This window comes from Nocardioides sp. URHA0032, assembly GCF_000620645.1.
GTDB lineage: Bacteria > Actinomycetota > Actinomycetes > Propionibacteriales > Nocardioidaceae > Nocardioides.
On record NZ_JIAV01000014.1, the window covers coordinates 39,476 to 51,706 of the forward strand.

Consider the following 12,231-nt stretch of genomic DNA (forward strand, 5'->3'; position numbering starts at 1 on the left):
GACACTCAGGCTCGGTGGCGCTCACACCAAGCCGGCTCGGTGGGCGATGGCCGCGGCCTCTCCACGGTTGGCGACGCCGAGCTTGGCGAGGATGTTCGAGACGTGCACCGACGCGGTCTTCGGGGAGATCACCAGCGTGGTCGCGATCACCGGATTCGATGCGCCTTCGGCCACCAGTCGGAGCACGTCGAGCTCCCGCGGGGTCAGCCCCAGACCCGTGCCCGAGTGGGACGCGCTGGCGTGCATCCGGAGGTGGGCCGCGCGAGCCACGGTCGCCGCCTCCTCGGAGAGCGGTCGAGCGCCGAGCTGCTCGGCGATGTCGTGCGCCTCGCGGAGCAGAACACCTGCTTCGTCCGTCCGACCAGCAGCTGCGAACGCTGCGCCGGTCCGGACCAGAGCGGTTGCCAGCGGGAACGGGCGGTTGACCTTGCGCCAGGCGTCGACGACGCCCGCCCACAGCTCGGGGGTGTCGACACGGCCGCGTCGTTCGAGGTCCGCGAGCGCGTGCGCCGCGTAGGCGTGGTCCTGACGGTTCCGAGGCGGCACGAGGGACAGGAGGTGCTGGATGCGTTGGATCACCCAGTCCCCGTCGGAGGTGGCGGGGTCCGTCCCTGAGGCGGCGAGCTCTGCCTCGACCCGGGCGGCCACCCACAGCAGCAGGTGAACGAACCCGGGATAGGTGGCGAGCCGGTCGTCTCCGAGCACCGCGGCCAGGTGCACGCGGGCGGAGGCAAGGTGGCCCAGGCGGGCCTCGATGTCGGCGTCGGTGAGACATACGGCGAGCAGGTCGTTGAGGTCCGGGTCGACGAGCGATTCCCCTGTGGGTCGTGGCGGCTCACCGTCTGCCCGGTTCAGGTGGCCGTCGCGCCATACCGAGAGGTGGTCCGCGAGCCGCCTCGCTTCCCCGAGCACCCACTCCGGCAGGTCCTCGCCGAGCACCAGTGCCAGGGCCGCCTGGGCTTCGTCCCACCGGCCGAGCTCGATCAGAGTGTCCGCATGGTTCAGGTGGGCGATCCCCCACCACCCCGACAGCGGGCCGGGACGGTCACCGCCGAGGATTGTCAGAAGCCGGTGGATGATGTCGAGCGAGTCTTCCCCGCACAGCTTCTGAACGTCCACCAGGCACTGGAGTACCTCCGCGTGGACGAAGAGGTCATCAGCGAGCTCGCCGGCCGCCACCGCCTGCTGCGCCTCTCTCGCGGCGGCCGCGGTCTCACCCAAGCGGGCGTCGCTGTGCGCGGCGCCGGCGAGGGCCCGAGCGAGGAGCTCGGGGCGACCCAGGGCGTCGGCGACCGCGACCGCCTGCTGCGCGGCCGACGCGGCCAGCTCCATCTGTCCGAGCCTGCGGTGCGCGTCGGTTGCCTCCAGGCACGCCAGCATCGCGTCCTCGCTCGGCGGGTCCATCGAGACGTCGGCGACGCATGCGAGCAGCTCGTCGGGCGAGAGGCGTTCGGGGCTGGAGGCGCGGGTCCGGTGCCAGAGCAGCCGATGCATGGCCTTGCGGTGCGGTGAGGCGTCCGCTGGCATCGCCCTGGCGGAGACGTCGATGAGCCGCTGAGCTTCCTCAACCGGCCCCAACGTCAGGTACGTCGCCCACCCCGCGTCGCCGTACACGTCGACAAGGTTGGTGCCGGTCAGCGCCTCCGCGTCCTGGACAGCGGGCCAGATCTCGGTGGCCTGCACGAGCAGCTGCTTCTGTTCCGCGTACGCCGAGAGTCGCTGGGCAGCGTCGGCCGCGCGCACGTAGGCCACCAGCGTTCCGGCGGCGTCGCCGGCCCCCTTCCGGTGCCGCGCGGCGGCAATGAGCGGACCCAGGCCGGCGGGGTTGTCCCCGAGCACACCACTCCACCGCCGGTGCAGCGCCCTCTCGGCCTGCGGAAGGATCCGTGCCAGGGCCGCCTCGCGGAGCAGCTCATGTCGGAACCTGACGATGTCGCCCCGGCGGACCAGGACGCCGGCGGAGACCGTCGCGGCGAACGCCGCATCGAAATCTTGGACCTCTGGGACGGCTGAGGCGAGCTCGTCAGCTGACGCCGCGAATGCGGCGACCGCTGCCGCGTCGACGACAGCGCGGCCGTCAGGCGAGAGTCGGGCGAGTCGATGGCCGAGGAGCCGGTCCGCGAGTCCGCCGACGTCGGCGAGGTCGGCGTCGACGACCTCCTCGACCAGGAGGGGGATGCCACCGGTGATCTCGGTCATCCGTGCCAGCTCGGTCTCCGATGGGCGGGCGCCCTGGCGTAGCGCGGCCACCTGGGTCGCGATCTCCTCGGCCGAGAGGCGGAGGAGCTCGAGGCGTAGCCCGTGGCGGAGGCTGGTCAGCTCGGCGACGAGGGGTTGGCAGTTGGTGAAGGCCGGGTCGTCGGTGCGGGCACTGAGGAGGAGCAGGATGCGTTCATCGCGCAGCGAGCGGGCCAGGAAGTCGAGGAGGTCGCGGCTGGTCTCGTCGGCCCAGTGCACGTCCTCGACGACGATCACCAGCAACCGGGCGCGGCCGGCGTCTCGCAGGAGCCGGGCGACGACGTCGAAGAGCTGGGCTTGTGACGGGACCGGTGCGTCGGGGTTGCTGGCATCCCCTGCGACGGCGAACCTGGGCACAAGGGCGCCGATGGCGAGCTGTCCGCTGGCTCCGGCGAGGCGCCCCATTCGCGGCCCCAGGATCCGGTGGAGGTCTTCGAGTACTTCGCGGATAGGGGCAAGCGGCAAGGTGCCGGCGGCGCCGACCGAGCAGCTGCCCCAGCCGACTTGCGCGCGGTTTCGCTGGAGCCTGGCCGACACTTCGTCCAGGAGGCGGGTCTTCCCGATCCCGGCCTCGCCGAGCACCACCGCAACCCGGGGTCTGCCGGCCGCCGCGTCAGCCGCCAACCTCAGCAGGTCCGCGAGTGGCGCGTCGCGGCCCACCATCGGAACGGAACGCAGCCCCGCCATCCGTCCATGCTGGCACCGGCAGACTGATCCCACCACACCGCTGCGCGCGTCCTGGGCGAGTCACTGCAACGTGCCCGGTCAGGTGGGTCCTTCCGCCGCCTAGTGGGGTGACCAATCCGGCGCGAACGAATGACCGCGGCATGTCTTGAGTGCAACCGTCGTCTGGCCTCGCCGCGCGCCGCTGGCGCACTCAGGGTCGCAGTTGCTGAGTTCTGTCGTCGAGGGTCGTGTGGATCTCGCTGGCGGCCCAGCTGGCCAGCAGGGCGAGCGCGTCGTGGGACGGGGTGCCCGGCTCGGGCAGGTAGGTGACCAGATTGGTGCTGGCGCCGGCCTCGAGGGGCAGTGACTCGAAGGGCAGGTCGAGGTCGCCGACGACCGGGTGGCGCAGCTTCTTGACGCCGGTGTTGTGGATGCGGACGTCGTGGGCGGCCCACCGGTGCCGGAAGTCCTCGCTGCGCGTGGACAGCTCACCGACGAGGTCGGAGAGCTGACGGCCGTAGGGGTCGCGGCCTGCTTCGGCACGGAGCAGGGCGACGGTGTCGTTGGCGACGGTCTCCCAGTCGCGGAAGATCAAGGTCGCGCGCGGGTCGAGGAAGACGAGACGGGCGTTGTTCACCGGCGCGTCGGAGTCGTAGAACGGTGTGAAGAGTGCGCGCCCGAGCGAATTGTGGGCGAGCACGTCGAGGCGTCCGTTGAGCACGACGGCCGGCACAGTGGGCATCGCGTCGAGGAGGCGCTGGACCGTCGGTCGCACCCGGTCCGGGGACGGGCGCCGCTGCTTCCTGGTCCCTGCGGGTGCGCCCGCGGTGCGAAGCAGGTCGAGCAGGTGTGCTCGCTCGGCGTCGTCGAGGCGGAGCGCGTGGGCGATCCCGTCGATGACGCCGTCGGAGACTCCGGCGGCGTCGCCACGCTCCAGGCGGATGTAGTACTGGGGCGAGACCCCGACCAGGAGCGCGGCCTCCTCTCGGCGTAGCCCTGGCACCCGACGACGCTCTCCGCCGTACGACGGGAGCCCAGCCTGCTCCGGGGTGATCCGCGCCCGGCGGGTGCTGAGGAACTCCCGGATCTCGGCCCGGACGGCGTCGCGGGGGTTCGGCTCCGAGGCGGTCATGCAACCACTGTACGAACGCCGGACCCGGCGTGGGAGTCACTGCTGGTGGCCCCCACGCCAGGGACTCCCGCAGGCTGTCGCGTGCTGCTTCTGTGGTCACGGGCAGCAGCTCGCCCAGACCGCCGCCCCAAGATCCACCATCCATCCACCATCCAAGGAAGCAGTCTGATGAAGAACGCACGCCTCGGCGACCTCGTGGCGTCCCGCATCGGCCTGGGGGCCATGACGATGGCCGGCACCTACACGACCGGCGGACCGCTGGACGACACCGAGTCGGTCCGCGCCATCCACCGGGCACTCGATCTCGGCGTCACCCACATCGACACCGCCGAGGTCTACGGGCCCTTCCACAGCGAGGAAGTCGTCGGACGCGCCGTGAAGGGCCGCCGCGACAAGGTTCAGATCGCTACCAAGTTCGGCCTCGTCCAGCATCACGGAAACGGGCACTCGTTCGGCACCGACAGCAGTCCGGCGAACATCCGGGCGGCAGTCGAGGGATCACTGCGACGACTCGACACCGACTACATCGACCTCTACTACCAGCACCGCGTCGACCCGGACACGCCCATCGAGGAGACCGCGGGAGCCGTCGCCGAGCTCATCGCCGAGGGCAAGGTCCGGCACTTCGGGCTCTCCGAGGCAGCTCCCGCCACGATCCGCCGTGCCCACGCCGTCCACCCGGTCGCCGCGCTCCAGACCGAGTACTCCCTGTGGACGCGAGACGTGGAGGACGAGATCCTTCCCCTGCTGCGCGAGCTCGGCATCGGCCTGGTGCCGTACTCCCCGCTCGGCCACGGCCTGCTCACCGGGCAGATCCGCTCGGTCGACGACTTCGGCGACGACGACTGGCGCAGGACGAACCCGCGCTTCACCGGCGACAACTTCCACCGCAACCTCGCCATCGTCGACGAGGTCACCGCGATCGGCGCCGAAAACGGCGCCACCCCCGCCCAGACCGCACTGGCCTGGCTACTCACCCGCGGCGACGACATCGCCCCCATCCCCGGCACCCGGCGCATCGCACGCGTCGAGGAGAACACCTCAGCCGAGGGCATCCAGCTGACCGCCGACCAGCTCCACCGACTCGACTCGCTCCAGCCCGCCGCGGGCGAGCGGCACGACGAAGCCAACATGGCCACCATCGACCGCTGATGCACCCGTCGTTCGCCGAGATCCGGTGCGTGGCCGCTTGCCGGGAGTAGCGTCGAGCCATGGAGCTGTTCCGGACGGCCGATGGCCGCGACCTGGAGTACGTCGAGGTCGGCGATCCGGGCGGCCAGCTTGTCGTGCACCTGCACGGCACGCCGGGCACCGCTGGGTCGGTGAGACTCCTGGCGGATGCCGCCCACCGCAAGGGCGTACGGCTGGTGGCGGTCTCGCGGCCCGGATACGGCCGGTCGACCACGACGCCGCCGGGACTGCTGTCGGTGGCACGCGACGTCGGCGAGCTTGCCGGCTGGCTGGGGGTCGATGAGTTCGCGGTGCTCGGCACCTCGGGCGGTGGACCGTTCGCGTTGGCCACCGCCGCCGCGCTGCCGGCTCGGGTGCACCGCGTCCTGGTGGCCGCCGGCCCGGGCCCGGTCCACCTGCTCGCCCCGCAGCACCTCGAACCGGACGACGTGCTGGCCCTCGAACGGCTGGCCGCCGGCGACGTCGATGGCGCCGTCGCCCTGGTCACTGCCGCGGCCCAGCGAGACTTCGACCCCTGGCGCCAGCTTCCCGATGGTGGGTTCGAGGAGGCGCTGGACCAGATGGCACCCCCCAGCGAGCACTACTTCGACACACGTCCCGAACGACGCGCTGAGTTCGTGGCCGACTTCCGCCGCAGCCTGGAACGCTACGACGGGTTCGTACGCGACAACCTCAGCTGGCTCGGGTCCTGGGACTTCGACCTCGCCGACGTGGTCTCCCCCGTCCTCCTCTGCTACGGCGACGCGGACGCCATGGTCCCAGCGACCAACGGCGAGTGGCTCGCCGGACAACTCCCCACCGCGACCCTCGCCGTTCAGCCCGACGCCGATCACGGAGAGATCACCTTCGGCTCGGGCGACTACCTGTTCGCGGCCCTCCAGAACTGACCTGGAACCACCGACTGGCGGGGCCGACCTCTCGTCAGCACCTCCAGCTCCGAGGCCATCGCGCGTCGTCAGGATCGCGACGCGAGCTGGCCGATCTCGGTGGCGTCGAGCGCGCGGTCGTAGACGCGGACCTCGTCCAGACGCCCGTCCCAGAACGCCTCGAGCAACCCCTTGGTCGGGTTGTTCTTCGCGCCGACCGCCAACGGCTCACCACTGATGCACGTGCGGCCCGAGACCCGCTTCGCCCCGGCGGCGCGGCCGTCGATGTAGATCCTCAACCACGTGCCGTCGTACGTCGTCGCCACGTGCTTCCAGCGATCGACGGGAAGCGCGCGGGTGCTGTCGAAGTACGTCCAGCTGGCGCTCGCGCAGCCGCCGTAGAAGCCACCGACCCGCACGAGGCCATTGGTCCTGACGTTCATCCAGTACGCGCCGGCCTTCTCGAGGACCTCCCAGCGCCCGAGCGTCTGATCGTTCGGGATCCCGGTGTAGCGCACCCACGCGGACAACGTGTAGGTGTCCAGATCCAGGACCGTCGAGGAAGGGACGTCGACGAACTGGTGCTGGGTGCCCGCGAGCTGCAGCGCCCGTCCGTAGCCCGCAAGGCCGGTCACCAGCCGCACCGTGCCCGAGCCCGCCACGACCTGTCCGTCCAGCGAGCTCGGGGACGTGTCGGTGATCGTGCCCTGCGACAGCGTCTCCATCGAGTAGTGGAGTACGAGGCCGTTCTCCGGCGCGGCGACCGCTGCTGAGACAGCGGGACTCGCACCGGCGATCGGCACCGCCGCGATCAACGCGGTGACCACGAGCAGCGAGTGGAGTCGTCGCATCAGCACCCCTGTCCACACGTCGAACCGGCAGGTCCCACGTACCGTGGACGGTATCCGTCGGACGAACGTCCCGGCATCACCAATTGTGGCCTCCGATGACCGTGGCGCACCCCCCTCATGTCCAGGTATGGAACCGGTGCGAAGCGTGGTCGTGTTCGACGCGGCCGACCTACCAGCTGAGAGCGGGTTCTGGTCGGGCATGCTCGACGGGCACGTCTTTGCCGACGAGACGTTCCACAGCGTGATCGACGCGGCCGGGGAGTGGCGGATCGGTGTCCAGCTCGCCCCGGAGCACGTCTCCCCTGAGTGGCCCGACGGTGCGCCGCAGCAGGTACACCTGGATCTCCACGTCGAGGACCCGAAGCCGGCGCACGAGCAGGCGACAAGGCTCGGTGCGCGCCTCCTCCGTGCCGGTGACCTGGACAGCGACGAGGGGCACCAGGTGTACGCCGACCCAGCCGGCCACCCGTTCTGTATCGGCTGGGGGCATCCCTCCCGAGAGGCCCTGGCGGCGTTTGTTCGCGAGAGGTGGGGTCAGGCGGGAGCGCGACCCGACCGGCCGTGAGAACAGGGGTGTTCCGAGAAGGAAGGCCTTGTCTTCGAACAGCTGTTCGATTATCATGGAGGGATGGAGCTCTCGATCAGCTATCTCGCACCGGCCGGCGTGCTGGCCGAGGCCGAGGCTGCCCTGGTCGAGCGTCGTGCGGCGCAGGTGAAGGACCTGCTGCTCGTGCTCCAGTGGGCGGACCTGCACGGCGGTGACCCGCAGCTGGTGCCGGGTGCGGTGCCGGCCCGGTTCGGAGGTGATCGGCTGGTCGGGCTCGGCGGCGACGGGACCCCGCTGGTCCAGGACCTCTGCATCCACGAGCTGGCGATCGCCCGGCACACTCACCCGGCCTCGACCCGCTCGACCATGGCGGACGCGCTCGACCTCCGGCACCGGCTCCCCCACGTCTGGGCGCAGGTCCTCGAGCTCACCTGCGAGCCGTGGGTGGCCTGCAAGGTCGCGCGGATGTCGCGGCGGCTCGACCGGCAGCAGGTGCAGCTCGTCGACCTGGCTGTCGCCGAGGCGATCGGCGGACAGTCACCCGGCCGGGTGCTCGCGGTCGCCGAGGCCAAGGTGATCGAGGCCGACGCCGCGGGGCACGCCACGCGACTGGAGGAGGAGCGCCGGCGGCGCGGAGTGTGGCTGGGCCGCACCGACCTCGAGACCGGCACGCGAACCGTGGTCGCCCGGGTGGAGCCCGGCGACGCCGTCTGGGTCGACGCGACCGTCGAGCGCGTTGTCGACGCGCTCCTCGCCCGGCCCGACATCGTGAGAGCGCACCACCCCGACCTGCCCGCGGCCCTCGACGACCTCACCCACGACGAGCTGCGCGCGATCGCGTTCGGCTGGCTCGCGCGGCCCGACGACGTCCACGACCTCCTGGCCGGCGACACCGAGGTCCGGCGCAGGCCGCACCACCGCGCGGTCGTCTACCTGCACCTGCACGAGAGTGCGCTCTCCGCCACCTCCGACGGCGTCGCCCGCGTCGAGCGCCTCGGCCCGATGCTGCTCGAGCAGGTGACCCGGCTGCTCGGCCACGCCCAGGTGACCCTCAAGCCGGTCATCGACCTCGGCGAGCGCACGAGCGTCAACGCCTACGAGTTCCCGGCGCGGGTCTCCGAGCGCACCCGGCTGCGCTGCGTCGGCGACGTGTTCCCGTACGCCGTCGGCACGGCGACGATGTCCGGCCGGTACGACGACGACCACGCCGTTCCGTACGATCCGGGCGGTCCACCGGGCCAGACCGGGGACCACAACGACGCCCCGCTCTCCCGTTCCCACCACCGGGCCAAGACCCATCGCCGCGGCTACCGGGTCAGGCAGGTCGATGCCGGCACCTACGTGTGGACCACGCCCCACGGCCTGCGTCGTCTCGTCGACCCCACCGGCACCCACGACCTCTGCGAGCTCGAGGCGTGGCGGCTCGAGCACGCCGACGAGCTCGACGCGGTCATCGAGCACCTTCACGACGAGCTGGTCGCGCCCGTCGCCTGATCAGTCCCGGACGCGGCACGCTCGGCGGTCGCGGCGTCCAGCGATCCGAAGACCCGCAGCACGTGCACGAGCCCGGTCAGGGCCAGCACCCGCCGCACGGGTCCCTCGGGGCAGACGACGGCGAACGAGCCGCGCAACCCGCGGGCCTGCCGCTGCGCACGCACCAGCGTGCCCAGCCCGGACGAGTCCATGAACGTCAGGCCCGTCAGGTCCACGACCAGGTGCACCTGACCGGCATCGACCAGCAGCTCGCTCAGCGCGGCCCGCAGCTTCGCGGTCGTGAGCACGTCGAGCTCGCCCTCGAGGCGGAGCAGGCAGTACGAGCCGAGGTCCTCCACCGACAGCGAGAACAGCTCGTCTCCGGCCAGCGCTGACGCCACACTCACCCCCGTGCAAACCGCGGCCGCTCGGCCTCGGATGGTCGGCGTCGACGTACCCCGTCCGGCGCCGCGCCACACCTGCCCGGCAACGAAGCGGTCACGACTCGCCGCTCACCCACCCGGTCCGGCGCCGTCTCCCCCACACTCTGCTCATGAGACGCCTCCTCCCCTGGGCCGTGGTGCTGGCGTTCACTCTCGCCGGCTGCGGCGGCTCTGACACCGGTCTGGTGCCGGCGGCGCCGCCCAGCCCGGACGCGACCGAGCTGGACTCCGGCCCGGTCGGCGTGGCCGACGTGGACGGCGAGGCCTGGACGGTGCTGACGGACGCCGGGGAGGTGCGGACGGCGGACGACCGGCGGGTGGCGGTCGGCGACGCTCCGCTGCGGATCGTCAGCACGCCCGGCGGTGTGTGGGTCAGCGTGATCCGGGACGGCACGGTCGTCCGCATCGACCCGGAGACGCTCCAGGTCGACGCCACCGTCGCGCTGAGGCCGGCCGGCAGCGAACCGGAGGGCCTGGCATGGGACGGCACCCACCTGTGGGTGGTCGACCAGGCCGGCGGCCGCGTGGTCGAGCTGGACCCCTCCGGCAAGGTCGTCGGCTCCTACACCACTGACGACGAGCCCCGGCTGGTCGCCGCGGGCGACTCCGGGATCTGGGTCGCGAACTACGGCGGTACGTCGGTCTCGCGCGTCGCCGACGGCCGCGTGAGGACCGTGCCCCTCGCCTCGTGCGTCGGGCCGCAGGGCATCGCCGAGGTCGCCGGACGGGTGTGGGTCTCCTGCACGCTGAGCGGCAAGGCCGTCTCCCTCGATGCCCGGACCATGAAGCAGGTGGCCGAGGTTCCGAACCTCCCCGACGCGGACGCCGTCGTGGCGAACGGCTCGACGGTCTACGTGGTCGGCCAGTCCGGCCCGACCGTCTACGTCCTCGACGCGGCCAGCGGGAGGTTGCGGGACACCGTGCGGCTCGGCGACGCCATGCCGACGAGTGAGAACGTGGGTGCCGCCCTCGTCGACGACGAGCTGGTCGTCACCCACCCGGACGAGCAGAAGATCTACTCGCTGCCGCTGCCATGACTCCGGGTGTCAGAAGCCGCCGCCACCACCACCGTCCCCGCCACCCATCCCGCCGCATCAGCCGCCGGATCTGTACCTGTCGAAGAAGCGGGTCTCGGGACCGTGTGCTCGGTCGGTGCCGGCTCCACCGGCGTGCTTCCTCTTGCGGTCGACCCACAGCCCCAGGCCCGCAAGGGCCAGGACGACGAGCACGAGCACGATCCACACCATGGCTGTCTCCCTCCGGGAGTGTCTTCCGATGCTCCTCCTCGGATCGGCGGCTGTCGAGAGCGGCGTCAGCGCACCGGGTGACCCGCCTGCGCGAGCGAGCTCTTCACGTCCGCGATCCGCAGCGTGCCGAAGTGGAAGACCGTGGCGGCCAGCACCGCGTCGGCGCCCGCGTCGACGGCCGGCGGGAAGTGCTCGAGCGCGCCCGCACCCCCGGACGCGATGACCGGGATCGTGACCTCGCGGCGTACGGCGCGGATCAGCTCCAGGTCGAAGCCGTCCCGGGTGCCGTCGGCGTCCATCGCGTTGAGCAGGATCTCGCCCGCGCCGAGCTCGGCGGCGCGGACCGCCCAGCCGATCGCGTCCAGGCCCGCCGACTTCCGGCCGCCGTGCGTGGTCACCTCGAAGCCCGAGGCCGTCCCCGCGGCACGGCGAGCGTCGACCGAGAGGACCAGGACCTGGCTGCCGAACCGGTCCGCAACCTCGGCGACCAGCTCCGGCCGGTGGATGGCGGCGGTGTTGACCGCCACCTTGTCCGCGCCCGCGCGGAGCAGCCGGTCGACGTCCTCGACCGACGACACTCCCCCGCCCACGGTCAGCGGGATGAAGACCTCCTCGGCGCACCGCGACACGACCTCCATCGTCGTGGTGCGGCCCTCGTGCGCGGCCGAGATGTCCAGGAAGGTCAGCTCGTCGGCGCCCTCGGCGTCGTAGGTGCGCGCCAGCTCGACGGGGTCACCGGCGTCGCGGAGCTCCTGGAACCTGATGCCCTTGACCACCCGGCCGGCGTCGACGTCCAGGCACGGGATGACGCGTACGGCGAGGGTCATGGCGCGCCCCTGGTCAGGGCGAGCGCGTCCTCGAGGGTGAACCGGCCCTCGTACAGCGCGGTCCCGGCGATCGCGCCCTCGACGCCTCCCGGAGATCCCGCAGGACGCACGAGGTCCATCAGCGCGCGGATGTCGTCGAGCGTGGTGACCCCTCCCGATGCGACGACCGGCGCGGACGTGGCCGCGCAGACGTCACGGAGCAGCTGGAGGTTCGGACCCTGCAGCATGCCGTCCTTGTTGACGTCGGTGACGACGTACCGCGCGCACCCCTCGGAGTCCAGGCGAGCAAGCGTCTCGTAGAGGTCGCCACCGTCCTCGGTCCAGCCGCGCGCAGCGAGGGTGCGGCCGCGGACGTCGAGGCCGATCGCGACCCGGTCTCCGTGCTCGGCGATGATCCGCGCGCACCACTCGGGCTGCTCGAGCGCGGCGGTGCCGATGTTCACGCGCCGGCAGCCGGTGGCCAGCGCGGCGGCCAGCGACTCGTCGTCCCGGATCCCGCCGCTCATCTCGACCTTGATGTCCAGGGCGCCGACGATGTCGGCCTGGAGCTCCCGGTTGCTGCCGCGGCCGAACGCCGCGTCCAGGTCGACCAGGTGGATCCACTCCGCGCCGGCGTCCTGCCAGCGCATCGCCGCCGCCACCGGGTCGCCGTACGCGCGCTCGGAGCCGGCGACGCCCTGGGCGAGCTGGACGGCGCGCCCCTCGGTGATGTCGACGGCGGGGAGCAGCTCGAGGTAGTCAGCCATGGTG

At 71.9% G+C, this 12,231-nt stretch carries 12 protein-coding genes; 5 read left to right on the plus strand and 7 right to left on the minus strand.

The annotated features are described in order from the left end of the window. Positions 1 to 21: 21 nt before the first annotated feature. Together N538_RS0102120 and N538_RS0102125 are read right to left on the minus strand one after the other, a co-directional pair. Positions 22 to 2,925 carry a helix-turn-helix transcriptional regulator gene (locus N538_RS0102120; protein WP_028635912.1) on the minus strand — a complete coding sequence of 968 codons (2,904 nt, stop codon included), beginning with the start codon at positions 2,923 to 2,925 and terminating at the stop codon, positions 22 to 24. A gap of 190 nt (positions 2,926 to 3,115) precedes the next feature. Further along, positions 3,116 to 4,036, minus strand: a complete 921-nt coding sequence (locus tag N538_RS0102125; protein WP_028635913.1) for a helix-turn-helix transcriptional regulator — start codon at positions 4,034 to 4,036, stop codon at positions 3,116 to 3,118. 168 nt (positions 4,037 to 4,204) lie between these two features. Between N538_RS0102125 and N538_RS0102130 the strand changes: the two genes are divergently transcribed. Beyond that, a complete protein-coding gene (locus tag N538_RS0102130; RefSeq protein ID WP_028635914.1) occupies positions 4,205 to 5,188 on the plus strand; it encodes an aldo/keto reductase in 984 nt (327 codons plus the stop codon). A 59-nt stretch (positions 5,189 to 5,247) separates the two neighbouring features. After that, positions 5,248 to 6,114 (plus strand): alpha/beta fold hydrolase, encoded by an 867-nt coding sequence (locus tag N538_RS23475; RefSeq protein WP_051548630.1) that lies wholly within the window; start codon positions 5,248 to 5,250, stop codon positions 6,112 to 6,114. Between the two features lie 68 nt (positions 6,115 to 6,182). Here N538_RS23475 and N538_RS0102140 read toward each other — a convergent pair whose 3' ends face one another. Further along, on the minus strand, positions 6,183 to 6,944 hold the full coding sequence (locus N538_RS0102140) for a LamG domain-containing protein (RefSeq protein WP_197025215.1): 762 nt from the start codon (positions 6,942 to 6,944) through the stop codon (positions 6,183 to 6,185). Positions 6,945 to 7,080: 136 nt separating this feature from the next. Between N538_RS0102140 and N538_RS23480 the strand changes: the two genes are divergently transcribed. Both N538_RS23480 and N538_RS0102150 read left to right on the plus strand, forming a co-directional pair. Further along, positions 7,081 to 7,509, plus strand: coding sequence for a VOC family protein (locus N538_RS23480; protein WP_231496112.1), 429 nt, complete (start codon positions 7,081 to 7,083; stop codon positions 7,507 to 7,509). Positions 7,510 to 7,572: 63 nt separating this feature from the next. Continuing rightward, the gene (locus N538_RS0102150) at positions 7,573 to 8,985 is read left to right on the plus strand and encodes a hypothetical protein (RefSeq protein WP_028635916.1); all 1,413 of its coding nucleotides are present in this window, start codon (positions 7,573 to 7,575) and stop codon (positions 8,983 to 8,985) included. Here N538_RS0102150 and N538_RS0102155 read toward each other — a convergent pair. Further along, on the minus strand, positions 8,955 to 9,371 hold the full coding sequence (locus N538_RS0102155; RefSeq protein ID WP_231496113.1) for an STAS domain-containing protein: 417 nt from the start codon (positions 9,369 to 9,371) through the stop codon (positions 8,955 to 8,957). The genes N538_RS0102150 and N538_RS0102155 overlap by 31 nt on opposite strands. A 146-nt stretch (positions 9,372 to 9,517) precedes the next feature. Here N538_RS0102155 and N538_RS0102160 point away from each other — a divergent pair, with 146 nt between their 5' ends. After that, positions 9,518 to 10,444, plus strand: a complete 927-nt coding sequence (locus tag N538_RS0102160) for a Vgb family protein (RefSeq protein ID WP_155991934.1) — start codon at positions 9,518 to 9,520, stop codon at positions 10,442 to 10,444. Between the two features lie 57 nt (positions 10,445 to 10,501). Here N538_RS0102160 and N538_RS28260 read toward each other — a convergent pair whose 3' ends face one another. The 3 genes from N538_RS28260 to priA form a co-directional block, all read right to left on the minus strand. Then, on the minus strand, positions 10,502 to 10,654 hold the full coding sequence (locus N538_RS28260; RefSeq protein ID WP_155991935.1) for a hypothetical protein: 153 nt from the start codon (positions 10,652 to 10,654) through the stop codon (positions 10,502 to 10,504). Positions 10,655 to 10,719: 65 nt separating this feature from the next. Then, complete coding sequence (gene hisF, locus N538_RS0102170; RefSeq protein ID WP_028635919.1) at positions 10,720 to 11,481, minus strand: imidazole glycerol phosphate synthase subunit HisF; 762 nt, start codon at positions 11,479 to 11,481, stop codon at positions 10,720 to 10,722. Continuing rightward, positions 11,478 to 12,227 (minus strand): bifunctional 1-(5-phosphoribosyl)-5-((5-phosphoribosylamino)methylideneamino)imidazole-4-carboxamide isomerase/phosphoribosylanthranilate isomerase PriA, encoded by a 750-nt coding sequence (gene priA, locus N538_RS0102175; RefSeq protein WP_028635920.1) that lies wholly within the window; start codon positions 12,225 to 12,227, stop codon positions 11,478 to 11,480. The genes hisF and priA overlap by 4 nt, the downstream gene beginning before the upstream one ends. Positions 12,228 to 12,231 lie beyond the last annotated feature (4 nt).

Coding starts and splice junctions, on each gene's coding strand:
- N538_RS0102120 (WP_028635912.1), bottom strand. CDS start 2,925: ATGGCGGGGCTGCGTTCCGTTCCGATGGTGGGCCGCGACGCGCCACTC.
- N538_RS23475 (WP_051548630.1), top strand. CDS start 5,248: ATGGAGCTGTTCCGGACGGCCGATGGCCGCGACCTGGAGTACGTCGAG.
- hisF (WP_028635919.1), bottom strand. CDS start 11,481: ATGACCCTCGCCGTACGCGTCATCCCGTGCCTGGACGTCGACGCCGGC.
- N538_RS0102125 (WP_028635913.1), bottom strand. CDS start 4,036: ATGACCGCCTCGGAGCCGAACCCCCGCGACGCCGTCCGGGCCGAGATC.
- priA (WP_028635920.1), bottom strand. CDS start 12,227: ATGGCTGACTACCTCGAGCTGCTCCCCGCCGTCGACATCACCGAGGGG.
- N538_RS0102130 (WP_028635914.1), top strand. CDS start 4,205: ATGAAGAACGCACGCCTCGGCGACCTCGTGGCGTCCCGCATCGGCCTG.
- N538_RS0102150 (WP_028635916.1), top strand. CDS start 7,573: ATGGAGCTCTCGATCAGCTATCTCGCACCGGCCGGCGTGCTGGCCGAG.
- N538_RS28260 (WP_155991935.1), bottom strand. CDS start 10,654: ATGGTGTGGATCGTGCTCGTGCTCGTCGTCCTGGCCCTTGCGGGCCTG.
- N538_RS0102140 (WP_197025215.1), bottom strand. CDS start 6,944: ATGCGACGACTCCACTCGCTGCTCGTGGTCACCGCGTTGATCGCGGCG.
- N538_RS0102160 (WP_155991934.1), top strand. CDS start 9,518: ATGAGACGCCTCCTCCCCTGGGCCGTGGTGCTGGCGTTCACTCTCGCC.